Origin of the sequence: Curtobacterium sp. MCPF17_031 (assembly GCF_003234035.1) — a bacterium.
GTDB lineage: Bacteria > Actinomycetota > Actinomycetes > Actinomycetales > Microbacteriaceae > Curtobacterium.
Genome location: NZ_QKSG01000012.1, coordinates 52,014 through 76,735, shown reverse-complemented (window position 1 = coordinate 76,735; position 24,722 = coordinate 52,014). Strand labels below are relative to the sequence as shown.

Sequence of the window (24,722 nt, the reverse complement as noted above, 5' to 3'; positions counted from 1 at the left end):
GGAGGAGCTGCCCGGCCGACGGTGGTGTCTGCGCCGCCGAGGGCGGCATCTGCCCCGTCGAGGGCAACATCTGGGCCGGCATCGGCTCAGGATACGTTGCCCGCGCTGCGTTCCGGGTGCACCGCGTCGCGCTGCACCGCGTCGTCTCGCGCTCCGTCGCGGCCGAGCAGCCGGTCGCGCCAGCGCAGCCAGTCCTCGCGGCGGGTCCGGACGAGGGTGACGACGAGCACGACGGCGATCGCCGCGAGCAGCCACCACCGGTAGGCGACGACCGAGGGCCACACCCCGCGCAGGGCGATCGCGAGCGTCAGGGCCAGCCACTCCCACCGGCCGGACAGCACCACGAAGGGGATGAGCAGCAGCGCGTACCAGGGGTAGCGGGGCGTCACGGCGAGGAAGGTCACCCCGATCATGAAGACCTGACCGGACCAGGGGTTCGCCGGGTCGGACAGCCGCCAGGCCAGCACCGCGGCGACGAGCACGACCAGTCCGACGCCGATGGTCGCGGCGTCCCCGGGCAGGACCTTCGCGACCAGGGCGAACCGGGAGCCGTCCTCGTAGCCCTCCTCCGACAGGTACCCGGGCAGGTAGCCGAGCACCTTCGGGCCGGTCGTCAGCACGTACGGCACGTAGAGGAGCCCGAACACGACGACACCGACCGGGATCGCCCACCAGCTGCGCCACCGACCGAGCAGCGCCGGGTAGACGATCGCCGGGATGAGCTTGGTCGCGGTCGCGGCTCCGAGGGCGATGCCGCCCCAGATCGGCCGACCGAACGCCACCAGCACGGCGCCCGCGGTGGCCAGTGCCGCGCCGACGACGTCGACGTGCGAGTTGGTGACGGCCTCGGCAGCGACGAGCGGTGACCAGGCCCAGAGCGCGGCCCACCAGGTCGGGCGGCCGAGTCGGCGGAGGACGACGAGCAGGCCGACGGTGACGCCGAGCGAGACGACGAGCCCGGCGAACTGGAACGGCAGGTACTGCGCGGTGGCGGGCACGAACGCGCGGACGAGCGCGAACCACAGCTCGGCCATCGGCGGGTAGATCGTGGGGACGTCCGGCCGGTTGATCGCCGTGCAGTGCCCGAGTCGACCGTCGCCGAGACCGCGGAACCGGGGCTTGACGTCACCGCACGTGCCGTGCACCTTGTCCGGGAACAGCCAGTCCGGGCGGAGGTGCTGCAGCACGTCCGACTGCGGCGTGTGCCGGTACGGGGAGATGCCCGCGTGCTGCACGATCCCGTCCCAGGCGTAGCGTGCGGAGTCGGTGCTGGTGTTCGGCGGTCCGATCAGGGCCGCGATCCCGACGACCACCGCACCACCGAGGACGATCCGCGTCACCAGGTGCGGGGGCACGAACCTGAGCGCCAGCACGGCGCCTGCGAAGACCGTCCAAGCGATGAGGGTCCACGCAACGAATGGAGAGCGATGACCCTCCCGGAGGAACCCCAGATGCGTGACACCCACCGCGATGACGATGCCGAGCACCAGCACGCCGACGACGGCCAGCACGGCCGGGACGAGCGTGCGCGGGGCGAACGCCCGGTGGTCGAGACGGGCCGGACGGAGTCGTTCGCTCATGGTCCGACGAGGCTAGCGGGGGTGCAACACCTGATGCTCCATGCCCGGGACGTCATGGCGTCACCGAACCGCACCGCACGCAGCGCCGTCGTCACCGGTCGTCTGCTCGGCATCGCGTTCCTGGTCTGCTTCCTCACCGGCGTCTACAGCCACCTGCTGCAGGAGCCGCTGGGGTGGATGCGCTTCCCGACCCGGCCCGTGCAGCTGTACCAGTTCACGCAGGGCCTGCACATCACCGCGGGGATCGCGATCATCCCGCTGCTCCTCGCCAAGCTCAACGTCGTCATGCCGGCGCTCGTCCAGACCCCGCCGGTCCGGAGCGTCCTGCACCTGCTGGAGCGTGCGTCGATCGCGGTGTTCGTCGCGTCGGCGCTCGTCCAGGTCGCCACCGGCCTGCTCAACACCTTCCAGTGGTACCCGTGGCCGTTCCCGTTCCGGCAGGTGCACAACGCCCTGGCCTACGTCCTCATCGGGTCGCTGCTCATCCACATCGGCACGAAGCTGCAGGTCATCACGCGCTACTGGCGGAAGCGCGACTCCTTCGACGCGCAGGGCCGCTTCGTCGCGGACGCCACGGTGGGCAGCGAACTCCCCGACCCGGGCAGCCGGTACGACCCGGACGACCCCGCCGGCCTGGAGGCCCGTCCCGGCTCCGCCTCGTCGTCCCGCGGGTTCGTGGGTCGCCTCCACCGCTGGATCGACGGGGCGGCCGTGCCCCGGGCCTCCCGTCCAGGCGTGACCGCCGAGGCCGCTGCACCCCGGCCGACCCCCGATCCCGCCGGCGCCGCGGCGAGCGACGACGGGCGTCGTCAGCGCGTCGCGCGTCGCGGGTTCATCGCCGGCGTGACCGCGGCCACCGCGGGCGTCGTCGCCCTGACGGTCGGGCAGTCCTCGGTCGTCGGGGAGCCCCTCAACGTCTTCGCTCCTCGCAAGCGGCACCTCGGCCAGAGCGGACTCCCGGTGAACCGGACGGCTCGCGCGGCGGGCGTCCTGACCACCGCGACGGCCGCCGACTGGGCGCTCACCGTCGCCGGGCCCTCGGTCAGCCGCACGTTCTCACGTGCCGAGCTCACCGCCCTCGGCCAGACCGAGGCGCGCCTGCCGATCTCCTGCGTCGAGGGCTGGAGCCAGATGGCGACGTGGAAGGGGGTCCGGATGCGCGACCTCCTCGCCGCGGTGCAGGCGGACCCGCACGTGCAGGTCCGGGTGACGAGCCTGGAGCGGCACGGCGGCTACCGGATCATGGAGATGGGGCCGGAGTACACGGCCGACCCGACGACCCTGATCGCCCTCGAGCTCAACGGCGAGAAGCTCGACCTGGAACACGGGTTCCCAGCCCGGATCATCGCGCCGGGCCGCCCGGGTGTGCTGCAGACGAAGTGGATCGAACGGATCGAGGTCATCGCATGAGCGCCGCAGTCGTCGACGGCCGGGTCCGCACGGCCCGGATCGTGCTCGTCGTCCTGGGCGTGCTCGTCCTGGCGTTCGGGGCCTGGGTCCTCGTGACCTCTGTCCGGCCGGACCGGATCGGCGGGCTCGCGACCTGGCTCCTCGCCGCCGTCGTGCTGCACGACGCGATCCTGTCGCCGTTCGTCCTGGCGGTCGGCATGGGACTCCGCCGGGCCGGCCGCTCACTGCGCACGTGGGTGCTCGTCGTCGTGCAAGCGGCCGTCGTCCTGGGCAGCGTCCTGGCCCTGGTGGTCCTGCCGGAGATCGCGGCGAAGGCCCACGGCACGAAGAACGACACGGTGCTGCCGTTCGACTACACGACCCGGCTGCTCGTGGTCGAGGGCGCGCTGGTCGCCGTCGTGGTGGTCGCCCTCGTGGTCGGAGTGGTCACGGCTCGGCGTCGGTCCGTCCGACCTGCGGTTGCAGCGACAACCTCTCCGTAGGATGAGGGCATGACCGACGACACCCCCTGGCTCTCCCGCGAGCAGTTGCGGGCGTGGATGGGGTTCGTCGCCGTGATGGAGCTGCTGCCGGCAGCGCTCGACCACCAGCTGCAGCGTGACGCCGACCTGACCCTGTTCGACTACATGGTCATCGCGATGCTCTCCGAGACCGACTGCCGGACGCTCCGGATGTCCGTGCTCGCCTCCGCCACCAACGCGTCGCTGCCCCGGCTGTCGCACGTCGTGTCCCGGCTGGAGAAGCGCGGGCTGGTCGCACGCTGCCCGTCCACCGAGGACCGCCGGGCGACAGACGTCCGGCTCACCGACGCCGGCTTCGAGCACATCGTGGCCGCAGCTCCCGGCCACGTGCGCACCGCCCGCCGACTGGTCATCGACGCGCTGTCCGACGAGCAGGTCGCCGAACTCGACGACATCTCCCGCGTGCTCCTCAGCCGCGTCGACCCCGACGGGCGGTTCGCCGCGGTGGCCAACATCCCGGCGGACGAGCCGTCCATCTGCGAAGCCCGGTTGACCGGCACCGCTGACGACTCCTTCCCGGACCTCGTGGACGGCATCGCCTACCGGCCGGCGACCCGCGACGACCTGCCCCTGCTGCGCCGGGCGAGCCTCGACGCGATGAACTGGTCGGCCGAGCGCTTCACCGACGCCGACCTCGACCGGCCCGAGTTCGCCCACTACTCCGCCGCCTTCGACCCGGAGCGGAGCAGCGACGACCGGACCGACGACCGGACCGTCGACCGGGCTGCTGACCTGGGCGTCGTGGCGTCCGACGGCGACGGGCCGCTCGGCGTCGTCTGGGCCGTGCACCTACCCGCGAGCGACCCGGGCTACGGCTTCGTCGCCGAGGACGTCCCGGAGCTCACCCTGGCCGTCGACGCCCGCGCCCGCGGTCGTGGTGTCGGGTCCGCACTCCTCGCCCGGATCGTCGCCGCCGGACGGAGCGCGGGGTGGCCGGGCATCAGCCTGAGCGTCGAGGACGGCAACACCGGCGCCCGCATCCTCTACGAGCGGGTGGGCTTCCGCACCGTCGGCCGGAACGGCGACTCCGACACCATGCAGATCACCTTCTGACCGCCGCTAGGCTCGCCGGTATGAGCCATGCCGCCGACCGCCCCTCCGAGACCTACAGCTACCTCGGACCGGCCGGCACCTTCACCGAAGCGGCGCTCAAGCTCGTCGAGGCCGCCGCCGGCAAGCCCTGGCGCAGCGTCAACAACGTCGGTGAAGCGCTGGACGACGTCGTCACCGGCCGTTCCGTCGGCGCCGTCATCGCCATCGAGAACAGCGTCGACGGCGGGGTCAGTGCGACTCAGGACGCCCTCGCCCGGATCCCCGGCGTGCGGATCGTGGGGGAGTACCTGGTGCCCGTCGACTTCGTCCTCGTCGCCCGGCACGGCACCGCGCTCGCCGACGTCCGCACGGTGAACGCCCATCCCGTCGCGTACGCGCAGACGCACCGGTGGCTCGAGGCCAACGTGCGCGGACACGGACACATCCCGGCCTCGTCGAACGTCGCCGCAGCGGCCGAACTGCTCGAGGAGCACTCGGTCGCGGACGCCGCCGTCGCCCCGCCAGGCATCACCGACCACTACGACCTGGCGGTGCTCGCGGACTCCATCGGCGAGAACGCCAGCGCCGTCACCCGGTTCGTGCTCGTGTCGAAGACGCTCGCGCTGCCCGAACGCACCGGCTCGGACAAGACGAGCGTCGTCGTCGAACTGCCGAACGAGCACCCCGGCGCCCTGGTCGACATGCTCGAGCAGTTCGCCACCCGGGGCATCAACATGGGGCTGTTGTCCTCCCGGCCGATCGGTGACGAACTCGGGCGGTACCGGTTCGTCATCGACCTCGACGGACACGTGCGCGACGAACGGGTCGCGGATGCGCTGCTGGGCCTGCGGCGCTTCAGCCCGCGCGTCACGTTCCTCGGGTCGTACCCTCGCGCCGACGGCGCGCGTTCCGAGGTCTCGCCCCGGTACTCGGACCAGGCGTTCGTCGAGGCCCGTGACTGGCTGCGCGCGATCGTGAGCGGCGAGCCGGAGGCGGGCTGAGCCTCCCGTCCGCCACCGCTGCACGGCACGACGGCCGCCACGCCGTCAGCGCCGGCGGGTCGCCCGCGTCTGGTCCTCCGGACCGGCCACCCGGACGGTCAGGCCGCCGGCATCGATCTTCGCGCGGAACGCCACGACCTCACCCACCGGGTCGCCGTCGATCTCGAACTCGTCGGGACGCTCCAGCCGCACGGTGAACTCCTCGCCGCGCAGGTAGCGCAGCGGACGCTCGTCCCGCGTCTTCGTCACGATGCGCTGACCGATGTCCGTCTGGCCCAGTGCCGAACGGCGGAAGCGGCGCAGGATCGCGTTCTCCCAGAACACCCGGGCGCCGATCCGGACCCAACCGAAGAACCCGTGCGGCCGCATCACGACGACGTCGAAGAAGCCGTCGTCGATCTCGGCATCCGGCAGCAGGGTCGCGCCGGCCTGCAGCATCCCGCAGTTGCCGACGATGAGCGAGTGTGCCCGGACCGAGCGGGTGCCCTGGCCGTCCAGGCGGTACCGGAACTCGAAGGCGTCGGCGTCGCGCAGCGACCGCACCAGGGAGTCGACGTACGCCAGCCAGCCGACCTTCTTCTTGAGGTCGTCGTTCGTGTTCGCGAGCATCCGGGCGTCGAGCCCGAGTCCGGCCATCACGAGGAAGCCGAACTCCTCGCGGGAGCCGTCCTGACGCTCGACCCCGACCGTGCCGAAGTCGATCGCGCGGTCCTCGCCGTGGAAGATCGTGTGCGCGCTCGCACCCAGGTCGTCGATCGGCGCGGGGATGTTGCGGGCGAGCAGGTTCCCGGTGCCGCTCGGCAGCAGTGCGAGGGCCGCGTCGGAACCGTGCACGACCTCGGCGACCGCACGGACCGTGCCGTCCCCGCCGGCTGCGGCGATCACGTCGGCTCCGGCGTCGAGCGCTTCGCGGGTCATGCCGCCGCCCGGGTCCTCCTCGCTCGTGGCGTACCACTTCGTCTCCGCCCAGCCGGCTTCACGCTGGTAGCGACCGACGATGCGCTGCAACGAGGGCAGGTCGACCTTGATCGGGTTGTAGATCACGGCGGCGGTGCGCTGCTCAGTGGCGAGGGCGTCCTCCGGCAGAGAGGTGGTGTCCGAGGGCGTCGACATGCCGCCAACGCTACCGGGCACCGCCTGCGCGGTCCGGATCGCGACCAGGGGACTGACGGCAGGTGCGGACCGGCAGCATCACGGGCCTCCGGTCCGCAGCTTCACCGGGTGGTCATCCGTTGCTCGCTAAGCTGGGTCGGTGATCGACCCACAGCTGTTGCGCGACGAACCGGACCTCATCAAGGCCTCGCAGGCGGCGCGCGGCGCCTCCGTCGACGTCGTCGACCAGGCCGTCGCCGCGGACTCCGCCCGTCGTGCGGCCATCACCGCGTTCGAGGCGCTCCGTGCCGAGCAGAACGCGTTCGGCAAGACCGTCGCGAAGGCGCCCAAGGACGAGAAGGCCGCGCTCGTGCAGCAGGCCCAGGCGCTCGCCGCGAAGGTGAAGGAAGCGCAGGCCACCGTCACCGCCGCCGACGACACCTTCAACACCGTCGTCCGCTCGATCCCCAACGTCGTGATGCCCGACGTGCCCGCCGGGGGCGAGGACGACTTCGTCACCCTCCGCACCGTCGGCACGAAGCCCGAGTTCACGTTCGAGCCGAAGGACCACGCCGACCTCGGTGAGTCCCTCGGCATCATCGACATCGCCCGCGGTGTCAAGGTGTCCGGCTCGCGGTTCTACTTCCTCAAGGGCATGGGCGCCCGACTCGAGATCGCCCTGATGTCGCTCGGCCTCGACCGTGCCGTCGCGCACGGGTTCGAGCCGCTCATCACGCCGACGCTCGTGCGTCCCGAGACGATGGCCGGCACCGGCTTCCTCGGCGAGCACTCCGCCGAGGTCTACCGCCTCGAAGCCGACGACCTGTACCTGACCGGCACCAGCGAGGTCGCCCTCGCCGGGTACCACGCCGACGAGATCCTGCAGTTCCCGTCCGAGGACGACCAGGCCCTCCGGTACGCCGGTTGGTCCACCTGCTACCGGCGGGAGGCCGGTTCGGCGGGCAAGGACAACCGCGGCATCCTCCGTGTGCACCAGTTCAACAAGCTCGAGATGTTCGCCTACGTCCACCCGGACCAGGCTGACGCCGAGCACCAGCGGCTGATGTCCTACCAGGAGTCGATGCTGCAGGACCTCGGGCTGCACTACCGCGTCATCGAGACCGCCGCCGGGGACCTCGGCACGAGCGCCGCACGCAAGTACGACCTCGAAGCGTGGGTCCCGACGCAGGGCACCTACCGCGAGCTCACCTCGACGTCGAACTGCACCACGTTCCAGGCCCGTCGCCTCGACATCCGCTACCGGACCGCGACGGGCAAGACCGCGCCGGTCGCGACGTTGAATGGCACCCTCGCCACCACCCGCTGGCTCGTCGCGATCCTCGAGACCCACCAGCAGGAGGACGGCTCGGTCGTCATCCCCGAGGTGCTCCGCCCGTACCTCGGCGGCATCGAGGTGATCGAGCCCCGATGAGCTCTTCACGCGGATTCGTGGACGGTTCCGACGCTGCCGCCGCAGCCCCGGGTGGGACCGCGGCGCCCGCACGGGTCAAGCGGTGGCTCGTCGCGCTGGACATCGACGGCACGACGATGCGCGAGGACGGGGTCGTCACCGACACCGTCATCCGGGCCGTGCGTGACGCCGAAGCCGCCGGACACGAGGTCATGCTCTCCACCGGCCGCAGCGAGGGCATGACCGTCCCGCTGCTCGAACGGCTCGGCATCCAGCCGAAGTACCTGGTCTGCGCCAACGGTGCGCTGACCCTCGAGCGTACGGACACCGGCCGCTACGAGCGGGTGCACGTCGAGACCTTCGACCCCACCGAGGTCCTGCAGACGATCCGCGGGGCCCTGCAGAACGGGGCGTACGGCGTCGAGGACGAGACCGGGCACTACCTGCTCTCCGGTGACTTCCCCGACGACACGATGACCGCCTCCGGTGACCAGGTCGAGTTCGAGCGGCTGCTGGGCGTCCGCGCCACCCGCGTGGTCGTGATCTCCCCGGAGCACGGGCTCGAGGAGTTCCTGGACATCGTCGACAAGATGGGCCTGCACAGGGTCTCGTACACGGTCGGTTGGACCGCCTGGCTCGACATCGCGCCCGAGGGCGTCACGAAGGCGACCGCGATGGAGCGGGTCCGCGAGTGGCTCGACATCCCGCGCTCGCGCGTCTTCGCGGCCGGCGACGGACGCAACGACATCGACATGCTGCGGTGGGCCTCCACCTCGGGTCGCGGGGTCGTCATGGGGCAGGCCCCGGACGACGTCGTGGACGCGGGTAACGAACTCACCGGCGGCGTCACGGACGACGGGCTCGCGGCGGCGCTCGACACGTTGCCGCGCTGACGGCTGCACTCCGGCCGGGAGGCTCGGTAGACTGCACGGGACCCGGTCACGTCTCGCCACGTGGTCGGGTCACGGAGGGTTGTCCGAGTGGCCGATGGAGCCTGTCTTGAAAACAGGTGGGCAGAGATGTCTCGTGGGTTCGAATCCCACACCCTCCGCTGCAGAGGAGTCGTCTCGTCCTCACGGGGGTCCTCGCAGGGCCCCGGGAGCGGGCGCTCCGTCGTCCTAGCGTCGAGGGCATGGACATCACCACACGCTCCGTCGCCGTCATCGGCGGCACCTCCGGCATCGGACTCGAACTCGCACGACGCTTCCGTGACGCCGGCAGCCACGTCGTCGTCGGCGGACGTCGAACCGCCGTGCTCGACCAGCTCGCCGCCGAGGGCTTCGGCACGGTCTCGATCGACGTCACCGACGACCAATCCGTCACGACCGCACGCGACACCGTGCTCGACCTGCTGCCCGACCTGGACACCGTCGTGACCATGTCGGGCATCGGCGTCCCCGAGGACCTCCGGGACCCGGCACACTTCGCCGACGCCGCCCGCATGGTCGACGTCAACGTGCTCGGGACGATCCGGGTCATCGACGCGTTCACCCAGCACCTGCTCCGGCAGGGCAGCGGCACGATCGTCACCGTGAGTTCGGGCATCGGGTTCCTGCCGTTCCCACTGATGGCGTCGTACGCCGCCACCAAGGCCGCGGTGCACGCCTACAGCGAGGCACTCCGTGCGCAGCTCGCCGGGACGGGCATCGACGTCACCGAACTCGTGCCGCCGGCGGTGAACACCACGATGGGCACCAGCAACCCGAACGCTCTGGACCTCGGCGACTTCGGTGCCGAGGTGATGGCGCTCCTGGCACAGGACCCCACTCCGCACGAGGTCTTGGTGCAGGGTGTCCTCATGCATCGGTGGGCGGAACGTGACGGCACCTACGACGAGCTGGTCGCCCAGCGCTCCCAGGCGCTCGCGATGTTGCCCGGCCGTTCGGGGACGCCCGCGTGACGCTCGACGGGGACCCGACCGCCCTGCCGACGAACCCGCTCGGCGCCTACCTGCAGGCGCGCCGTGGGCTCGTGACGCCGGAGCAGGTCGGGCTCCCCGCCGGCGGGGTCCGGCGCGTGCCGGGTCTCCGCCGCGAGGAGGTCGCGATGCTCGCCGGCGTGAGCACCGACTACTACCTCCGATTGGAGCGGGGCCGGGACACCCGTCCGTCGCCGCAGGTCCTCGACGCGCTCGCCAGGGTGCTGCAACTGGACGACGTCGAGCGTCTCCATCTCCAGCACCTCGCCGAACCCGCACGACGCAGCCGTCCCCGGCGCACGGCCGAGCGGGTCCCGGCCCGCCTGCACGCCCTGCTGGCGGCGCTCGAGGTCCCGGCCTTCATCGAGGGGCGCGCGTTCGACGTCCTCGCGGCGAACGACCTGGCCACCGCGTTCTCACCCCGGCTCCGGGTCGGCGAGAACCGTCTGCGCTCGCTGCTGCTCGACCCGGAGGAGCGGGTGTTCCACCGCGACTGGGAGCGTGCCGTCGCGAGCTTCGTCGGCGCCTTCCGGCACTCGGTCGCGGACGACGTCCGGGACCAGCGGGTCGTCGAACTCGTGGGCGAGCTGTCACTGTCGAGCGGCCGCTTCCGGCAGCTCTGGGCACGGCAGGACGTCCGGGTGCTCGAGGGCGGGTCGATGACGGTCGACCACCCGGTCGTGGGGGAGCTGCACCTGCACCGCGACAAACTGCCGGTCGACGGACTGCTCCTCGTGCTCTACTACGCCGACCCGGGCAGCGGGAGCGCCGAGCGGCTCAGCATGCTCGCTTCGCTCGCCCGCGACACCACATCGGGGGCGTGAAGCCGCGCCTGGACCGCGGTACCGTTGTCGCCGGAGTGTACGGGTCGTTCTGTGCACGGCCAGCACGACGGAACACGGGGGAAGCACGACCATGACCACGCCGACGTCGGTACCCGGTCGCGGACCGGACCGCCGAACCGCGATCCTGGAGGCCGCCGCCGTCGAGTTCGACCGCCAGGGCTTCGGCGCCGCGAGCATCTCCGGGATCGCCAAGTCCGCCGAGGTCAGCCAGGGCGCGATCCACTTCCACTTCCGCACGAAGCAGGCCATCGCCCTCGCCGTGATCGACGAGCAGAACGCCCGCACGTTCGCAGCCGTCACGTACGACGGACCGTCGCCGCTGGCCGGGCTGGTCGAGGCCTCCCGCGCGATCGCCGGCCTGCTGCTCGACGACCCGGTCGTCCGTGCCGGCATCCGGCTGTCGCTCGAGAACCGGGTGTTCTCCGGGTCGACGTCGTCCTTCTACGACCAGTGGATCGCGAGCGTCGTGGACGTCTTCCGCCTGGCGGTCGCCGCGGGCGAGGTCGGGCCGACGGTCACCCCGGAAGCGCTGGGTGCCACCGTCGTCCCGTGGTTCACCGGCGTGCAGCTCGTGTCCGACGTCCGAGCGGCACGCATCGACCTGCTGCCGGCCGTGGCGACGATGTGGCGCGTCCTCGCGCACGCCTGCGTGGTCCCGGCGCAGCGCGACCGGTTGCTGGCCGTCGTGGACCGCGCCTTCGCCTGACCGTCCGCGCGAGCGTGGTGCGGGTGGCATGACGGGAGGCCCGGACCGGCCCCGGTGGGCTGGTCCGGGCCTCCCGTCCGGTCGTCTCGACGTCAGTCGGTCTTCGCTGCCTGCTTCGCCCGCGCCTTCTGCTGGTCCTCGCGCCGCTTCTCGCGGGCCTTCTGCGCCTTCTCGCGCCGCTTCGCGCGCTTGTTCGCGCGTTCGTGGTCGTCCACGTCCTCGGAGCGCTTCTGGCGCCACGGCTTCGCAGCGAGGTCCGGTCCGTCCCAGACCTTGATGGCGCCCCAGCCGGCCGCCAGGAGCGGCACCGAGATGATCGCGCCGGTGATGCCGGCGAGGACGGTGCCCGCGGTCAGGCCGACCAGGATGACCAGGCCGTGCAGGCGCAGGGTCTTCCCCATCAGCACCGGCTGCAGGAAGTTGCCCTCGAGCTGGTTGACGACCACGACGATGCCGACCACGATCAGCGCCGGGACCGGACCGAGCGCGACGAGGGCCACGAGCGCGGCGAGGATGCCGGCAGCGGTCGCACCGACGATCGGGATGAACGCCGTGATGAACACGATGACCGCCAGCGGGAGTGCGAGCGGCACGCCGACGATGGCGATGCCGACGCCGATGCCGATGGCGTCGACCGCGGCGACGGTCGCGGTGCCGCGGACGTAGCCGCCGAGGGTCGAGACGACGCGGTCACCGACGCGGCGAGCACGCTCGTAGGAGGCACCGGTGAACGGACGGAGCAGGAACTCCCAGATGCGGGGCCCGTCCTTGAGGAAGAAGAACAGCACGACGATCATCAGCACCAGGCCGGTGAGGAAGTTCGCGGTGGCGGACGCGCCGGCCAGGGCACCGGACCCGAACTGCGCGCTCGTGACGAAGTCGGTGGCGGTCTTCACCGCGTCGTCGACCTGCTTGTCCGAGACGGCGAACGGCAGCGTCCTGCTGAAGTCCTGCAGCTGCTGGAAGCCCTGCACGGCGGACTTCTGCAGGCTGGACCACTGGTTCTCGACGGCGACGACGATGAGGTACCCGAGGAACCCGAGGACGACGAGCACCCCGAGGAGCACCGTCAGCGTCGCGAAGACGGACGGGAAGCCGTGACGGCGGAGCCAGGACACGACCGGGTGCATGGCCGAGGCGATGATCAGGGCCAGCAGCACCGGGATCGTGACGACGCTGAGCACCTGGCCCGCGTAGACGATGCCCGCGACGATGACGATGAGGATGATGACCTGCAGGCAGCGGGTCGCCAGCCGGCCGAACGAGTCCGACCAGGCAGCACGCACCCCGGTCACCGGCTCGATCGGTGGCGTCGTCGGTGGGGCAGCGGCGGAGGAGCGGAAGAACGGCATGACGCTGACGGTACAGACGCACAGGTGGGCGCGCCGGATGGTGTGGTGACTCAGCCCTCGACGAGGTCGCGGTCCCGGAACCACTTGAGCAACCAGGCGGCGCTGGTCCGGTCGAAGGACGGCGGGAAGTCGAGGGTGCCGGACAGGAACGGACTGAACCCCTCGACGGTCGCGATGTCGGAGTCGTCGAGACCGCGGTACGCCATCGACCAGCCGTCGAACCGGCGGCGCTCGATGTCCTCACGGACGAGCGAGCGGACCGAGTGGTGGCGCGGGTCCTTCTGGATCACGGTGAACCGGTCGTTGACGCTCCACGCCGGGCCCTCGAGCAGCTGCATGAAGCGGCCGCCCTTGACGAGGAGCAGACCGGAGACGCCGAGGGCCTCGTTCCGCAACCGTGCGCCGGCGAGCATCTCGGCGAGTTCGTCCTCGCCGAACTCGTGCGTCGCGACGCTCATGTAGAGGATGGAGACCAGCACCAGGGCATCATGGCCCGCTCGCGGATGGCAGCACAATCCCGCCCGCCGTCGGCGCCGCGGGCCACGCCTAGGATCGTCCCCATGGCGACCGTCCTCCTCGTCCGACACGGACGCACCACCGCGAACGCGACCGGACTCCTCGCGGGCCGCACGGCCGGGGTCGCGCTCGACTCCGTCGGCAAACGGCAGGCCGCCACGACCGCCGAGCGCATCGCCGCGGTGCCCCTCGCCGCGGTCGTCTCGAGCCCCCTCGAGCGCTGCCGGCAGACCGCGCGGGCGATCACGGCCTTCCAGCCGGGCGACCCGCAGCAGTTCGTCGAGCGCGGCATCATCGAGGCGGACTACGGCGAGTGGCAGAACCGCAGGACCAGCGATCTCGCCCAGGAGCCGCTGTGGCGGGTGGTGCAGTCGAACCCGAGCGCCGTCGTGTTCCCCGGCGGGGAGTCGATGCAGACCATGCAGTCCCGTGCGGTCGCGGCCGTCCGACGCCTCGACGCGCAGATCGAGGCAGAGCACGGGGCCGGTGCGGTCTGGGTCGCGGTGAGTCACGGCGACATCATCAAGTCCGTCCTCGCCGACGCCCTCGGCATGCACCTGGACCTGTTCCAGCGCATCTCGGTGGGACCGGCGTCGGTGTCGATCGTCCGGTACGGGGAGGCCCGTCCGGAGGTCGTGGCGACGAACACCGAGTCGGGGGACCTGTCGTGGCTGGCCCGGGCAGCGGCGCCGAGCGGTGACGCGGTCGTCGGCGGCGGCGTGGGACACGACGAGCAGTCGCCGTCGCCGTCGCGGTCTCCGGAGCATCCCGACTCCGCCACTTCCTGAACGGTCGGAGGCGCACGCTCCTAGAATGCCGGTATGCCCCCCATCGTCCACGGCTTCGACTGGCCGGACAGACTCGTCGTCGGCACGATCGGACGCCCGGGCGAGCGGTCGTTCTACATCCAGGCCCGTGACGGCCGTCGCGTCGTCAGCGTCGCCATCGAGAAGGAACAGTCGGCCGTGCTCGCCGACAAGATCGACGAACTCCTCGACGAGGTCGCCACGGTCGACGACAACCGCTTCAGCGTCCCGGACGCAGCACCGAGCGAGCTGCGTGACGGCGACCCGCTCGACCAGCCCGTCGAGCCCGAGTTCCGCGCGGGCGCCCTGAGCCTGGGCTTCGACCCGGCCACCGCGCAGGTCGTGATCGAGGCGTACCCGATCGAGGACGACGTCGAGGTCTTCACCGAGTCGACCGGCGACGGCGACGAGGTCGAAGCGGTCGTCGAACTGCCCGAACCGAGCGAGCTGCTGCAGGTCAAGATCCCGGTGGGAAGCGCCCGCGCCTTCGTCCAGCGCACGCGCGAGGTCATCGCCGCCGGACGACCGAACCCGCCCGAGCTGCCCGAGCTCGGATGACGATCGGTCCTGACGCCGCCGGTGCCGCGGTCCCCAGCGCTCCCGGGGAACTCCGCATCACCGGGCGCATCCGCGAGGCCTCGAACGCCACGTTCCTCGCCCGGCTCGACGGCGAGGACGTGGTCTACAAGCCGATCGAGGGCGAAAAGCCGCTGTGGGACTTCCCCGACGGCACCCTCGCCGGCCGTGAGGTCTCCGCCTACCTGGTGTCCGAGGCGCTCGGTTGGAACGTCGTGCCCGAGACCTGGCTCGGTGACGGCCCCTTCGGCCCGGGCATGGTGCAGCGGTGGCAGGACATCGACCCCGAGCAGGACGCCGTCGACCTGGTCCCGGCCGAGGACGCCGCCGCGGCGGTCGCCGCGGGCACCGTCCGTGAGGTGCTCGACGCCCTGGACGAGAACGACCAGGCGGTGACCCTGGTGCACGAGGACTCGGCGGTCCTCCGGCGGATGGCGGTCTTCGACGTCGTCACGAACAACGCGGACCGCAAGGGCGGGCACGTCCTGGCCATGCCGGACGGGCACCGCTTCGGCGTCGACCACGGCCTGACCTTCCACGTCGAGCACAAGCTCCGGACGGTGCTCTGGGGTTGGATCGGCGAACCCCTCAGCGAGGACGAGGTCGCCGGACTCCAGCGGCTGTCCGAGGCGCTCCGGGGAGCGCTCGGCGAGACCCTGCGTGAGCACCTCACCGACGACGAGCTGTCGGCGCTCCGGGGGCGCTGCGCTGCGCTGGCCGCGGTCGCGACGTTCCCGCCGCCGGACGGCTACGGTCCGGCCGTGCCGTGGCCGGTCTTCTGACGCGGCTGACCGTCTGACACTGCCCGTCTTCTGACGGGTCCCGCTCGAGGGCCTGGAGGCGCGCGCCGAGGGCCTGGAGGCGCGCGCCGAGCCCGGCACGCGCCTCCCGGGCGTCAGGTGTGCGGTCAGCCGAAGCGGCTGAAGGCGCTGCCCCAGAGACCGTCGTCGCCGGAGCCGGAGCCGGAGCCGCGTCGGGCACCGAGGTAGGACCCGACCACCGCGACGCCGAGGTCGTCGTTCTCCGGCGCCGTCACCGTGCCCTCGACGCGGCGGGCCATGCCGTCCACGAAGCGGGCGAGCCCCGGGTCGTCACCGAGCCGGAAGAACGTCGTCTTCGCGCCCAGCCGGTGAGCGTTCTCGAGTTCCCGGACGCTCAGCGCGATCGTCACCGGGTCCGGCGGGTAGCTGAAGTACACCTGCCCGTTCGGTTCCAGGTGTGACGTGGGTTCGCCGTCCGTGACGATGAGCAGCACCGGCTGCGCGTTCGGGTGCTTCCGGAAGTGCCGGTTCGCCAGCAGCAGGGCGTGGTGCAGGTTCGTGCCCTTGTCCCACATGGCGTCGAGGCCGACGAGCTGGTCGACGTCCATCACCTCGGCCTCACGACCGAACGCGATGAGCTGCAGGTCGTCCCCGCGGAACCGCGTGGAGATGAGGGTGTGCAGCGCGAGGGCGGTGCGCTTCATCGGGACCCAGCGGTCCTCCATCGCCATCGAGAACGAGGTGTCGACGAGCAGGGCGACCACGGCCTGCGTGCGGGCCTCGGTCTCCTGTACCTCGACGTCCTCGATCTGCAAACGCACCCCGGCGCCGGAACGGGTACCGTCCCCGGCCGTGCGGGTCAGGGCGTTGGTGATCGAGCGTGTGACGTCCCAGGGTTCGGTGTCACCGAACTCCCACGGACGCGTCGAGCCGGAGCGGTCCCCGGCAGCACCGGCGCGGCGGAGGTCCCGCGCGCCCTGGCGCCCGGACATCCGCTCGGCGACGTCCTTGAGCAGGCTCTTGCCGAGCTGGCGCATCGCCTTCGGGGTGAGCCGGAGCTGCCCGTCGGTGCCCCGCTTCACGGCACCCGAGTTCCGCAGCGCCTTCTCGAGCTGCTGCAGGGTCCGGGCGTCCACGGCCGCCTGGTCGCCGAGCTGCTGGGCGAGGGCGTCGAGGTCCAGGTCGTCGAGCTCCGATCCGGGGCCGACCTGGGCGAGCTGGTCGGCCAGGGCGTCGAGGTCCGCGATGTCCTGGAACACCCCGGTGCCGTCGCCGAGACCGAGACCCTGCTCGCCGTCCATGCCCTCGGACCCGCCCCAGTCCTCGCCGGGGCGGAGGGCTCGCAGGTTGTCGTCGAGTTGGGACAGCGCCCCCATCAGTGCGGGGGAGCCGAATGCCTGCTCGGCCAGCGCGTCGAGTTCGTCACGCTGCTCCTGCGTCATCGAGTTCCGCATCCGTTGGGCCGCTGCGGCTCGGGCTGCGAGGTCGTCGAGCAGCTCGTCCACGTTCTGCGGGTTCGACGGGAACTGGTCACCGTGCTTCGCCATGAACTCGTCGAACTGTTCCTGGCTGTCCTCACCCCGACGGTGGGCGTCGAGCAGTTCGTTGAGGTCCTGCATCATCCCGGCGACCGCGGCCCGGTCGTCGTCGGTGGCGTTCTCGAGCGCCTGCTTCATGCCCGCGAACCGCTGGTCGAGCATCTCGCGGCCGAGCAGGTCCTTGATCTGCTCGTACTTCTGCCGGGCCGTCGGGCTCTTCCAGTCGTAGCCGTTCAGTTCGCTGACCGCTGCGGCGGGCGAGGACGGCAGGCTGTCGAGCTGCATCTGGGCCAGTGCGCGGTCCCCGTCGTCCATCGCCGTGTCGCGAGCGAGTTGTCCACGTTCGGCCAGGACGGCTTCGTCGAGGAGCTGCCTGATCTCCTGCAGGGTGCCGTCCAGGTTGTTCCGGCTCGTCAGTTCGCGGCGCTTCTCGGCGACCAGTCGGGCGAGGTCGTCAAGCCCCCGCTGCGACCGCCCGCCGCGTCGGAGGAACTCCCGCATCGCACGCTCGGGCGAGGTACCCGCCATCACGTCCTGCCCGATCGCGTCGAGCGCCTCCGCCAGGTCGGCGGGTGGCGCGAGGGGATCCGGGCCGCCGTCGTACTTGCCGTAGCGGCTGTCACGGCTCAGCCGACGGTTCGGGCGGCTAGCCACGGGTCACCCCGTCGGTGTCGGTGTCCGTGCCGGTGCGCACCGGGTCACATCCCATACGCTGCTTCGCCCCCGCCGGACTCCTTGCTGATGCGGCGGGCCAGGAACAGGCCCTCCAGCGCCAACTCGATAGCGCCGGCGCGCTCGCCGTCGGACGTGGCGCCGAGGCGCTCGCACACCTGGTCGTACAGGTCGGACTCGCCGAGCGACGGCAGGCCGGCGAGGAAGTCCCGCGCGCTGACCTGTTCGCCGGTGGTGACCATCGTGCCGCCCTCGAGCGCATCGACGAGCACCCCGAAGTCCAGCCCACGGAAGCGCGAGCGCACGGTCTCGGCGGTCGCGGTCCGCAGCAGGTGTTCGAGCACCTCGTCGGCGCGGTCCTCTTCCCCGGACTCGAACTCGATCTTGCCGCCGAGCACGTCGACCGCGGTCTCGAGGTCGATCGGCCGGGCGACGGCGTCCGGCTCACCCTGGCGGGCGGCGCGGTGCACGGCGGCGGCGGAAACGGTCTCGGCACCGGCGATCGAGAAGCGGGCACTGACACCACTGCGCTGGTCCACCGCACTCGACTCGCGGAGGGCACGGGTGAAGCGGGCGAGGATCTCGATCAAGGCGTCCGGCACCTCGGCGGTCAACTGCGCCTCCTGCCGGATGACGGCGATCTCGTCCGCCAGCTCGATCGGGTAGTGCGTGCGGATCTCGGCGCCGAAGCGGTCCTTCAACGGTGTGATGATCCGGCCGCGGTTCGTGTAGTCCTCGGGGTTCGCACTCGCGACGACGAGCACGTCGAGCGGCAGTCGCAGCACGTACCCGCGGATCTGGACGTCCCGCTCCTCCATCACGTTGAGCATCGCGACCTGGATGCGCTCGGCGAGGTCGGGCAGCTCGTTGATCGCGACGATGCCGCGGTGGCCGCGGGGGATCAAGCCGAAGTGGATCGTCTCCGGGTCGCCGAGGCTGCGGCCCTCCGCGACCTTCATCGGGTCGACGTCGCCGATCAGGTCCGCGACGGAGGTGTCCGGCGTCGCGAGCTTCTCGACGTACCGGTCGTCACGGTGCACCCACGAGATCGGCAGTGCGTCACCCAGGTCCGCGGCACGGCGGATGCTCGCCGTGGTGATCGGTTCGTACGGGTGCTCGCCGAGTTCGGAGCCGGTGATGACCGGTGTCCACTCGTCCATCAGGCCGTTCAGGGTGCGGAGCAGTCGGGTCTTCCCCTGGCCGCGCTCGCCGAGCAGGACGACGTCGTGCCCGGCGATCAGGGCGCGCTCGAGCTGTGGGATGACGGTGGTCTGGAAGCCGTGCAGGCCGGGCCAGGGGTCGCGGCCCTCGCGGAGGGCGGTGAGCAGGTTGTCGCGGATCTCGGCGCGGACCGACTTCTGGACGTGCCCAGCAGCGCGGAGCTCGCCGACCGTGGAGAGAGCAGGTCGGTTCACGGGCGCCACGGTACGCCCGCCCACCGACGGCGGCAACGGACGGGACGCCCGTGACGGGGCCGCCCCGCGCCTCCCGTCCGACACCGCGGCGCCGAGACGCCCCCGTCTGGTCGTGCCGCCGCCCGAGGGGCGAGACGCCGCCGGATGTGGCTGTGTCTCGATGGGTCGGAGGCGTCTCGCGCGGACGCCGGCGTCTCGCGGACGCGTCAGCCGAACAGGCGGCGGGACGCGATCTCGGCGCCCTCGACGAGTGCGCCGAGCTTCGCCCACGCGACGTCGGACGCGACGAACTCGTAGCTGGCGAAGGTCGCCAGGCCGCAGTCCGTGCCGGCGACGATCCGGGTCGGGTCACCGACCGCCTCGGCCGCCTCGACGATCCGGTTCGCGACGAGCTGCGGGTGCTCCAGGTAGTTCGTCGTCACGTCGATGACCCCCGGCACGAGGACCGCGCCGGGGGGCAGCGGCAGGTCGCGGAACGCCGGGAACTCGTGCGCGTGCCGCGGGTTGCCGAACGGGATGCTGAACGACCCGACCTCGGCGCGGTAGAGGTGGGGGAGCAGCACGTCGACGGGGACGTCGTCCTGGTGCGGCCCCTGCCAGTTGCCGTAGCAGACGTGCAGTCGGGTCTGCTCCTTCGGGATGTTCCGCAGGGCGTGGTTGAGCGCGTCGACGTGCAGGTCGACCGCCGCCAGGAACTCGTCGAGCGATGCGTCGCCGAAGTGGATCACCCGCTCCATCGCCAGGTCCGGAGCGTCGAGCTGCAGGACGTGGCCGCGGGCGACGATCTCCTCGTACTCGACCCGGAGCTGCTCGGCGAGGGCGAAGACGTACTCGCGGTGGTCGGCGTAGTGCGGGTTGGCGTCGTCGAGCAGCAGCGTCGTCGCGACGATCCCGGGGGTCGCCGCCGAGATGAACGTGCCGGCCGGGGTGCGGCCGGCTTCGGCGTTGCGAGCGAGTTCGCGCTCGAAGCCGTCGAGGTCCTCGCGGATGCCCGCGCGCTCCTCGTCGTACTGCAGCAGGCCCTGCGCGACCGGGGTGTCCCAGACGCGGGCGAACTCGGCGCCCTCGTCGATCTGCCGGGCCTGGAACGCGGCGTACTCGGGGAACTTCACCGAGTCGAGCGTCGGCTTGCGGTGCCCCGTGCCGCCGAATCCGGACAGGCGCTCGCGGATGTAGGTGGAGAAGCCGACGCGGGGCACCTCGCCGTCGTTGACGACGTCGATCCCGGCCGCCAGCTGCGCGTCGACGGTGTGGGCGAGCACGGCGGCGGTCTCGTCACGGAGCGCCTGTTCGTCGAACGGCTTGCCCTGGTCGCGGGCGACCAGGAGCGCGGTGAGATCCGGCGTCCGGGGGAGCGAGCCCGTGTGGGTGGTGAGGATGCGGTCGGTGGAGTTCTGCAGCGGCACGCCACCACGCTACTGACGGGAGGCTCGTGGCGGCGCCGTCACGGGCCTCCAGTCCGGATCGCGGTCGGATCAGACCCCCGGGCGTCGTTCCGGGGCCGTTCCCGCCCCTCCGCGAACCTGAGCGGCGGCTGGAGCGTACGTTCCGGTCTTGCGGTGAGCGGAGGGCGCTCACCGCGGGAGGAGCATGCGCATGACGAGCGCCAGCGGAACGAAGGACGGGACGGTCACGAGTCTCGTCCCGGCGAGGATGGACCGACTGCCGTGGACGAGGTTCCACTGGAGCGTCGTGGTCGGCCTGGGGGTGTCGTGGATCCTCGACGGACTCGAGATCCAGATCGTCTCGAACGCCGGGTTCAAGGCCGACCTGGGACTGTCGAACCAGGACGTGGCGTCCCTCGGCAGCATCTACCTGGTCGGACAGGTCGTCGGCGCACTGGTCTTCGGGCGCCTGTCGGACCGCCTCGGTCGGCGCAAGCTCTTCATCCTGACGCTCGCGATCTACCTCATCGGTTCCGGTGTCGCGGGTCTGGCGCAGGACTTCTGGTTCCTGGCGGTCTTCCGGTTCGTCGCCGGTCTCGGCATCGGCGGCGAGTACGCCGCGATCAACTCGGCGATCGACGAACTCATCCCGGCGAGATACCGCGGGCACGTCGACATCGCGATCAACGGCACCTACTGGGGCGGCGCCGCCCTCGGAGCGGCCGCGAACATCTACCTGCTCGACACGGCCAACTTCTCCGAGAGCATCGGGTGGCGGATCGGGTTCTTCCTCGGCCCGGTGCTCGGCATCGCGATCATCTTCCTCCGTCGGCACATCCCGGAGAGTCCCCGGTGGTTGATGACGCACGGCAAGGAGCAGGAGGCCGAGGACACCGTCGCGCGGATCGAGGCCGAGGTCGAGCGGGAGTCCGGCAAGGAGCTCGAGCCGGTGCCGCAGTCGAAGGCGATGACCGTCACACCGATGGACCGGGTGGGGTTCCTGACCATCGCGCGCGTGCTGCTCAAGCAGTACCCGACCCGGACGCTGGTCGGCGCGACGATGATGATCACGCAGGCGTTCCTGTACAACGCGATCTTCTTCACGTACGCACTCGTGCTGACGAACTTCTTCGGGCTGAAGACCGCACAGACGTCGATCTACTTCTTCCCGTTCGCGATCGGCAACCTGCTCGGGCCGATCATCCTCGGTCGCTTCTTCGACACCTGGGGTCGGCGGCAGATGATCTTCCTGACCTACCTGGTGTCCGGGCTGGTGCTCGCCACCTCGGCGTTCCTGTTCCGCGCGGACGCGATCAACGCGGGCTGGCAGGTCGCGTTCTGGTGCGTGTCGTTCTTCTTCGCCTCGGCCGGGGCATCGAGCGCGTACCTGACCGTCAGCGAGATCTTCCCGCTCGAACTGCGGTCGCAGGCGATCTCGTACTTCTTCGCGCTGGCGCAGGTCTTCGGCGCGATCGCACCGCTCATCTACGGTGCCTTCATCGGCGACGGTTCGGACCGCGACCCGCTCTTCTGGGGGTACCTGCTCGGATCCGCGGTGATGATCGTCGGCGGGGTGGTCGCACTCGTCTTCGGTGTCGATGCCGCCCGGAAGGGCCTCGAGGACATCACGCAGCCGCTGTCGGTGTTGACCGGGAAGGACAGTGCGGACTCCGGTCCGGGTTCCGGCACGGGAGGCCCGTCCAGCCGTGGGTCGGCGACCGGGCGAAACTCCTGATGCAACATGTTTAGCGGTCGCCGCCGCATCCTGTGATCCTCGTGACCACGGCCCCGTCCGGAGGGCCGTGGTCACGGAGGATCCGATGCACGACACCACCACGACGGCCGAACACCGCCGGAGGGGGCAGCATGCTGTCCTCCACAGAAGACGGCCGCGTCCGGTTGTGCACCGGGCAGACGGTGCCCTCGGCCGTCGGAGCCGCCGTGCAGGACGGTGACCTGATGACCGGACTCCTGCGCGTCGAGAGCGACGCGATCAGTGCCACCAGTGCCGCCAGTGCCACGAGTGCCACCGGTGCCGGACCCGGTGCCGGACCCGGTGCCGCCGGTGCCGGCGCCTGTGCCGGTGCCGGTGCCGGTGGCGGTGTCGCCGACCCGCTGGGGGTGCCGCGCAACCTCTTGCGTGACGCGGTCTTCGAACGGATGTTGCGCCACATCCTGCGCGGTGACTACCGCCGTGGACAGCGCCTGCGCCTCGACGCGCTGGCCGACGACATGCGGGTGTCGCGGACCCCGGTCCGCGAAGCGCTCGTGCCGCTCGAGGCCCTCCGACTGGTCATCGTGCAGCGCTACGTCGGTGTGGTGATCGCCCCGTGGACGGTCGGGCAGATGGTCGAGCGCACCCGGATCGCGCGCTCGATGCTGGTCGATCCGCCGACCAGCTGTGCCCGGGGCGACGAGCCCTTCGACCCCGCCGTCCTCCGCGACTGTCTGTCGGAGGCCGGTGCGTTCGTGGAGCTCGCGGTGTGGGTGCTCCGGCGGTCCGGGGCCCCGGTGAGCGCTGACTGGTTGCGATCGCAGCAGACCGTGCTCGATGTCTTCCACACGGACGACATCGCGCGGGCGAACGGCATCGACGTCGCAGCGGACTGGACCCGGCGCATGCAGGTCGTCAAGGCTGCACGGAGCGCAGCGCTCGCGGACGACGTCGCGCTGTGCGCCGTCCGGCTGACCGAGCTGGCCGAGCTGCTGATCGCGCTGCCCGAGCGGTTCCGCAGCGCCGAGACGGCTTGAGTCGAACCGGTGTCGCCATGCGGGACGGACATCACCATGCCGTCGCGCAACCAAGTCGCTCCCCGGGCGGGCGCTGACGATCGGGGGCGTCAGGCCCAGGCCACGGGGAGCGACGTCTGGTGCTGTACTGCGTGCTCTTGCTGGGTGCTGTGTCGCGGCGACGGGGGTGTGACGCCCCGGAATGTGATGCCACGTCACGACGAGACTATGCACCGGGGTACACAACGGCAACCCCCCATCGTCCCCACTTCGGGGGACCGATGAGAACGGTGCCGCAGATGCCGTCTCACCGGGCACGACTGCGGCTCCGCTGACGGCGATCCGGCGGGTCGAGAGTCCGCCCGACCTCCTGTATGCTCGTCGTCGAACACCTGGAGACGTCGCATAGTCAGGCCGAGTGCACCACCCTGCTAAGGTGGAGTCCCCTTTCGGGGACCGAGGGTTCAAATCCCTCCGTCTCCGCACTCCGGAGAGTTAACGAGTGCGGCTCGATCTAGTTATCGAGTCGCACTCGTTCTTTCCCGGAAGCAGGCGGATGACAGGGGTCGGATTTGCGGGGGCGCGTCGGCGATCTTGTCTTCGCTGCCTCTTCATCTGTCGTGCGTGCCGCCTGGGTGGTGCCCAGCGTAGCTGTGCCGGCGAAGCGGCCGCTCGATGGCTGATCTGATCATTGGTGCTCGCTGCACCTCCGCCGACGTCCAGAAGTCGATCGTTCCTTCGCCTGTGGCGGGGCTGTCTCGCGTCGATCTTGGACGCGCGACCTGGTTCACGCCGTTTGGGCTTGTGAGTGTTCTCGCCTTCATCGACCGTCAGCGCCGTGACGGCGTCAACGTGGAGTTCGTTGCGCCGGCCAATCGGGACCGCGGCTCCTACCTTTATCGGATGGGGTTGGGTGACCGACTTGACGAGTTGGACGTGGTGCACGGACTCCCGTTCGTGCCTGCGCGACGGAACACCGGGCTGGTGGAGCTGCACTCATTCGACTCGGTGGCGAGCATGTCGGGGCTTGCGGAGCATATTCACGATGCAGTTGAGCCGTTTGACGCCGTTGCTGCTGGCGCCCTGCATCGCTCTCTGAGCGAGGCTGGGGAGAACGTGGAGGAGCACTCGGGTTTGTCGAACGGGTTCCTGGCGGCTCAGTGGACGAAGGACTGGGGAACCACGCCCACGTTGCGGTTCGCTGTCGCGGATGCTGGACGTGGGTTTCGGGGCAACCTGGCCAAGTTCGGTGCGACGACTGACGCCGTCTCCGCCTGCGTGGCGGCTGTGGTGATTGGTGCACCTGCACCGAGTGCCTTCGCGGCCTGGCGGGCTCCTGCTGATCGTTCCCCGAGGGCGACGTCCTCGGCCTCGCGCTCGCTCAACACGTCGTCTCCGTGAAGTACGACGACTGCGACGGTGTTGCTGGTGGGCATCCTGTGTCTCCTGGGTCGA

General features: G+C 71.0%; 22 protein-coding genes and 2 tRNA genes. 17 read left to right on the top strand and 7 right to left on the bottom strand.

Features of this window, described 5'->3' with window-relative positions:
• Nucleotides 1-86: 86 nt before the first annotated feature.
• Entirely contained in the window at nt 87-1,580 is a 1,494-nt protein-coding gene (locus DEJ31_RS15425) for a glycosyltransferase family 87 protein (protein WP_111122300.1), read from the bottom strand.
• A 21-nt stretch (nt 1,581-1,601) separates the two neighbouring features.
• Between DEJ31_RS15425 and DEJ31_RS15420 the strand changes: the two genes are divergently transcribed.
• Genes DEJ31_RS15420 through pheA form a run of 4 tightly spaced genes read left to right on the top strand, consistent with a single transcriptional unit; the run spans nt 1,602 to nt 5,544 of the window.
• Nucleotides 1,602-2,990 (top strand): molybdopterin-dependent oxidoreductase, encoded by a 1,389-nt coding sequence (locus tag DEJ31_RS15420; protein ID WP_181421672.1) that lies wholly within the window; start codon nt 1,602-1,604, stop codon nt 2,988-2,990.
• Nucleotides 2,987-3,472 carry a hypothetical protein gene (locus DEJ31_RS15415; RefSeq protein WP_110904646.1) on the top strand — a complete coding sequence of 162 codons (486 nt, stop codon included), beginning with the start codon at nt 2,987-2,989 and terminating at the stop codon, nt 3,470-3,472. The genes DEJ31_RS15420 and DEJ31_RS15415 overlap by 4 nt, the downstream gene beginning before the upstream one ends.
• A gap of 9 nt (nt 3,473-3,481) precedes the next feature.
• Entirely contained in the window at nt 3,482-4,564 is a 1,083-nt protein-coding gene (locus DEJ31_RS17735; protein WP_309146533.1) for a bifunctional helix-turn-helix transcriptional regulator/GNAT family N-acetyltransferase, read from the top strand.
• 20 nt (nt 4,565-4,584) lie between these two features.
• On the top strand, nt 4,585-5,544 hold the full coding sequence (gene pheA / locus DEJ31_RS15400) for a prephenate dehydratase (protein ID WP_110904645.1): 960 nt from the start codon (nt 4,585-4,587) through the stop codon (nt 5,542-5,544).
• A gap of 45 nt (nt 5,545-5,589) precedes the next feature.
• Here pheA and DEJ31_RS15395 read toward each other — a convergent pair whose 3' ends face one another.
• Complete coding sequence (locus tag DEJ31_RS15395; protein WP_110904644.1) at nt 5,590-6,657, bottom strand: diacylglycerol kinase family protein; 1,068 nt, start codon at nt 6,655-6,657, stop codon at nt 5,590-5,592.
• A 139-nt stretch (nt 6,658-6,796) separates the two neighbouring features.
• Here DEJ31_RS15395 and serS point away from each other — a divergent pair, with 139 nt between their 5' ends.
• From serS to DEJ31_RS15365, 6 genes are all read left to right on the top strand, one after another.
• Nucleotides 6,797-8,068, top strand: a complete 1,272-nt coding sequence (gene serS / locus DEJ31_RS15390) for a serine--tRNA ligase (RefSeq protein ID WP_110904643.1) — start codon at nt 6,797-6,799, stop codon at nt 8,066-8,068.
• The gene (locus DEJ31_RS15385) at nt 8,065-8,940 is read left to right on the top strand and encodes an HAD family hydrolase (protein WP_110904642.1); all 876 of its coding nucleotides are present in this window, start codon (nt 8,065-8,067) and stop codon (nt 8,938-8,940) included. Before serS ends, DEJ31_RS15385 begins: the two co-directional genes overlap by 4 nt.
• 73 nt (nt 8,941-9,013) lie before the next feature.
• Nucleotides 9,014-9,098: transfer RNA gene (locus DEJ31_RS15380), tRNA-Ser, on the top strand.
• Between the two features lie 81 nt (nt 9,099-9,179).
• Nucleotides 9,180-9,947 (top strand): SDR family oxidoreductase, encoded by a 768-nt coding sequence (locus tag DEJ31_RS15375; protein ID WP_110904641.1) that lies wholly within the window; start codon nt 9,180-9,182, stop codon nt 9,945-9,947.
• Nucleotides 9,944-10,789 (top strand): helix-turn-helix transcriptional regulator, encoded by an 846-nt coding sequence (locus tag DEJ31_RS15370; RefSeq protein ID WP_258366336.1) that lies wholly within the window; start codon nt 9,944-9,946, stop codon nt 10,787-10,789. The genes DEJ31_RS15375 and DEJ31_RS15370 overlap by 4 nt, the downstream gene beginning before the upstream one ends.
• A 91-nt stretch (nt 10,790-10,880) precedes the next feature.
• Nucleotides 10,881-11,516: a ScbR family autoregulator-binding transcription factor gene (locus DEJ31_RS15365; protein WP_110904638.1), complete on the top strand. Its 636-nt coding sequence runs from the start codon at nt 10,881-10,883 to the stop codon at nt 11,514-11,516.
• Between the two features lie 92 nt (nt 11,517-11,608).
• Here DEJ31_RS15365 and DEJ31_RS15360 read toward each other — a convergent pair whose 3' ends face one another.
• On the bottom strand, nt 11,609-12,868 hold the full coding sequence (locus tag DEJ31_RS15360) for an AI-2E family transporter (RefSeq protein WP_110904637.1): 1,260 nt from the start codon (nt 12,866-12,868) through the stop codon (nt 11,609-11,611).
• 50 nt (nt 12,869-12,918) lie between these two features.
• Nucleotides 12,919-13,347: a BLUF domain-containing protein gene (locus DEJ31_RS15355; protein ID WP_111044010.1), complete on the bottom strand. Its 429-nt coding sequence runs from the start codon at nt 13,345-13,347 to the stop codon at nt 12,919-12,921.
• An 81-nt stretch (nt 13,348-13,428) separates the two neighbouring features.
• Between DEJ31_RS15355 and DEJ31_RS15350 the strand changes: the two genes are divergently transcribed.
• Genes DEJ31_RS15350 through DEJ31_RS15340 form a run of 3 tightly spaced genes read left to right on the top strand, consistent with a single transcriptional unit; the run spans nt 13,429 to nt 15,548 of the window.
• Nucleotides 13,429-14,172, top strand: a complete 744-nt coding sequence (locus tag DEJ31_RS15350) for a histidine phosphatase family protein (RefSeq protein WP_111122299.1) — start codon at nt 13,429-13,431, stop codon at nt 14,170-14,172.
• A 33-nt stretch (nt 14,173-14,205) separates the two neighbouring features.
• Nucleotides 14,206-14,748, top strand: a complete 543-nt coding sequence (locus DEJ31_RS15345) for a DUF3090 domain-containing protein (RefSeq protein WP_110904634.1) — start codon at nt 14,206-14,208, stop codon at nt 14,746-14,748.
• Nucleotides 14,745-15,548, top strand: coding sequence for an SCO1664 family protein (locus DEJ31_RS15340; RefSeq protein ID WP_111122298.1), 804 nt, complete (start codon nt 14,745-14,747; stop codon nt 15,546-15,548). Before DEJ31_RS15345 ends, DEJ31_RS15340 begins: the two co-directional genes overlap by 4 nt.
• A gap of 125 nt (nt 15,549-15,673) precedes the next feature.
• Here DEJ31_RS15340 and DEJ31_RS15335 read toward each other — a convergent pair whose 3' ends face one another.
• From DEJ31_RS15335 to DEJ31_RS15325, 3 genes are all read right to left on the bottom strand, one after another.
• Nucleotides 15,674-17,719 carry a VWA domain-containing protein gene (locus tag DEJ31_RS15335; protein ID WP_258366335.1) on the bottom strand — a complete coding sequence of 682 codons (2,046 nt, stop codon included), beginning with the start codon at nt 17,717-17,719 and terminating at the stop codon, nt 15,674-15,676.
• 44 nt (nt 17,720-17,763) lie between these two features.
• Complete coding sequence (locus DEJ31_RS15330; RefSeq protein WP_110904632.1) at nt 17,764-19,152, bottom strand: AAA family ATPase; 1,389 nt, start codon at nt 19,150-19,152, stop codon at nt 17,764-17,766.
• Nucleotides 19,153-19,358: 206 nt separating this feature from the next.
• Nucleotides 19,359-20,558: a cobalamin-independent methionine synthase II family protein gene (locus DEJ31_RS15325; RefSeq protein WP_258366334.1), complete on the bottom strand. Its 1,200-nt coding sequence runs from the start codon at nt 20,556-20,558 to the stop codon at nt 19,359-19,361.
• 190 nt (nt 20,559-20,748) lie between these two features.
• Here DEJ31_RS15325 and DEJ31_RS15320 point away from each other — a divergent pair, with 190 nt between their 5' ends.
• The 4 genes from DEJ31_RS15320 (at nt 20,749) to DEJ31_RS15300 (ending at nt 24,668) form a co-directional block, all read left to right on the top strand.
• Nucleotides 20,749-22,272, top strand: coding sequence for an MFS transporter (locus tag DEJ31_RS15320; RefSeq protein ID WP_258366333.1), 1,524 nt, complete (start codon nt 20,749-20,751; stop codon nt 22,270-22,272).
• Nucleotides 22,273-22,403: 131 nt separating this feature from the next.
• A complete protein-coding gene (locus DEJ31_RS15310) occupies nt 22,404-23,288 on the top strand; it encodes a GntR family transcriptional regulator (RefSeq protein ID WP_181433546.1) in 885 nt (294 codons plus the stop codon).
• A gap of 373 nt (nt 23,289-23,661) precedes the next feature.
• Nucleotides 23,662-23,750, top strand: a tRNA-Ser gene (locus tag DEJ31_RS15305).
• A gap of 192 nt (nt 23,751-23,942) precedes the next feature.
• On the top strand, nt 23,943-24,668 hold the full coding sequence (locus DEJ31_RS15300; protein WP_146243179.1) for a hypothetical protein: 726 nt from the start codon (nt 23,943-23,945) through the stop codon (nt 24,666-24,668).
• The last annotated feature ends 54 nt before the right edge of the window (nt 24,669-24,722 follow it).

Bases quoted from the DNA above. Each gene is read 5' to 3' on its own strand.
- DEJ31_RS15425 (WP_111122300.1), bottom strand. From the start codon at position 1,580: ATGAGCGAACGACTCCGTCCGGCCCGTCTCGACCACCGGGCGTTCGCC.
- DEJ31_RS15415 (WP_110904646.1), top strand. From the start codon at position 2,987: ATGAGCGCCGCAGTCGTCGACGGCCGGGTCCGCACGGCCCGGATCGTG.
- DEJ31_RS17735 (WP_309146533.1), top strand. From the start codon at position 3,482: ATGACCGACGACACCCCCTGGCTCTCCCGCGAGCAGTTGCGGGCGTGG.
- pheA (WP_110904645.1), top strand. From the start codon at position 4,585: ATGAGCCATGCCGCCGACCGCCCCTCCGAGACCTACAGCTACCTCGGA.
- DEJ31_RS15395 (WP_110904644.1), bottom strand. From the start codon at position 6,657: ATGTCGACGCCCTCGGACACCACCTCTCTGCCGGAGGACGCCCTCGCC.
- DEJ31_RS15385 (WP_110904642.1), top strand. From the start codon at position 8,065: ATGAGCTCTTCACGCGGATTCGTGGACGGTTCCGACGCTGCCGCCGCA.
- DEJ31_RS15375 (WP_110904641.1), top strand. From the start codon at position 9,180: ATGGACATCACCACACGCTCCGTCGCCGTCATCGGCGGCACCTCCGGC.
- DEJ31_RS15365 (WP_110904638.1), top strand. From the start codon at position 10,881: ATGACCACGCCGACGTCGGTACCCGGTCGCGGACCGGACCGCCGAACC.
- DEJ31_RS15360 (WP_110904637.1), bottom strand. From the start codon at position 12,868: ATGCCGTTCTTCCGCTCCTCCGCCGCTGCCCCACCGACGACGCCACCG.
- DEJ31_RS15350 (WP_111122299.1), top strand. From the start codon at position 13,429: ATGGCGACCGTCCTCCTCGTCCGACACGGACGCACCACCGCGAACGCG.
- DEJ31_RS15345 (WP_110904634.1), top strand. From the start codon at position 14,206: ATGCCCCCCATCGTCCACGGCTTCGACTGGCCGGACAGACTCGTCGTC.
- DEJ31_RS15340 (WP_111122298.1), top strand. From the start codon at position 14,745: ATGACGATCGGTCCTGACGCCGCCGGTGCCGCGGTCCCCAGCGCTCCC.
- DEJ31_RS15320 (WP_258366333.1), top strand. From the start codon at position 20,749: ATGACGAGCGCCAGCGGAACGAAGGACGGGACGGTCACGAGTCTCGTC.
- DEJ31_RS15310 (WP_181433546.1), top strand. From the start codon at position 22,404: ATGCTGTCCTCCACAGAAGACGGCCGCGTCCGGTTGTGCACCGGGCAG.
- DEJ31_RS15300 (WP_146243179.1), top strand. From the start codon at position 23,943: ATGGCTGATCTGATCATTGGTGCTCGCTGCACCTCCGCCGACGTCCAG.